This is a genomic window from Vibrio sp. Vb1554 (genome assembly GCF_033344235.1).
In genome coordinates this window covers 1-1,498 of the sequence record NZ_JAWPOJ010000161.1, presented here as the reverse complement: position 1 = coordinate 1,498, position 1,498 = coordinate 1, and the positions used below count along the sequence as shown (strand labels likewise).

Here is a 1,498-nt window from a genome sequence, read left to right as displayed (position 1 = left end):
ACGTGATGGGTGGCGAGCACATCGACCGTACTGACTTCTCTCTTCCTGAAGACGTAACCGAACAAGGCAAAGCGGCATTCTTAGCCAACTTGAATGCGCTGTTTAATGCGGACTCCAACGCCGATACAAGCCAATCACACGACATGTCAGGCTACATCGGTCAGTTCGTGATGGGTAACGAGCCTGATCAGCACGTGCCTTACCTATACAACTGGACGGCAGAGCCTTGGAAGACACAAGAAATCGTCGACCAAGCGATGAACGAGTTCTACCACCCAACCCATGAAGGTCTGATTGGTAACGAAGACGTCGGGCAGATGTCGGCGTGGTATGTGATGTCTGCATTGGGCTTCTACCAAGTCACACCGGGCGAGGCAAGCTACACTATCGGTCGTCCTCTGTTCGACAAAGCCTTGATTCCAGTCGCGGACGGTAAATTCACCATCACCTCAGAAAACAACAGCCAAGAGAGCATCTACGTGAAGTCGGTGACCATCAACGGCAAACAATTGAGTGACAACTTCAGCTTCGCGCACAGCGATTTGAAAGACGGTGGTGAGCTGCATTTCGTTATGACTTCAGACAAATCTGAAGCGATGAAAGCGCAGTAACCGATACCTATCCAAATAACTAAAGGGGGCATCTAGCCCCCTAAAAAACTTCACTTCAGTGGAACCATAAAAATGAAACTAAAAAGAACCCTTATCTCTACCGCTATACTCGCTGCCATGTTTGGTCTTGCTGGTTGTAACAGTGACGACGACAACAGCAAATCTGGTACTCCATCCCTCGACACCACGCTAACCCAATACGTCAACCCATTGATTGGTACAGGCGCAGATGGTCACACCTTCCCTGGGGCGGTTGTGCCTTACGGTTTGGTACAACTATCTCCTGATACCGAAATGGAAGGCTGGGGCTCTGCTGCCGGTTACTTCGACCACGGCAAGCTGACTGAAATCCCAGTATATGGCTTCTCCCACACTCACCTTTCTGGCACAGGCATTACCGACCTTGGTGATATCTTAGTTCTGCCTTTCACCAAGAAAGAAAACGCCGTTTTCAACACCTTCGATAAAGACAACGAAACCGCAGAAGCGGGCTACTACGCGGTTGAACTAAACAAAGGCGAAATCAAAGCAGAGCTAACTACCACGCAACGTGTTGGCTTCCACCGCTACACCTTCAAAGAAGGCACCACGCCACACATCAAGTTCGATTTAGACCACACTCTCAATAAAGGTCACTTCAACAACCGCACCATGAAGGGTGATTTGGAGTTCATCGACGCTTACACCATTCGCGGTTTACGTAGCTCGAACGGTTGGGCGAACAACCAACACGTGTACTTCTACGCCACCTTCAACCAACCTATCGTCAAAGCCATTGCTTTGGTTGACGGCGCAGAAACGGAAATCGATGTAAACAACGACAACATCGACGCAGTGAAAACCATCGCTTACCTAGAATTCGCACCATCATCAACACCGTTAGAAAT

At 49.3% G+C, this 1,498-nt stretch carries 1 protein-coding gene and 1 pseudogene; both read left to right on the top strand.

Translation table 11 applies throughout. The annotated features are described in order from the left end of the window. Positions 1-611 (top strand): glycoside hydrolase domain-containing protein (locus tag R8N28_RS24575; protein WP_318183590.1); only part of this gene is annotated, 611 nt, incomplete at its 5' end. A 72-nt stretch (positions 612-683) separates the two neighbouring features. Further along, positions 684-1,498 (top strand): annotated as a pseudogene (locus R8N28_RS24570) (glycoside hydrolase family 92 protein); the annotation flags it as partial.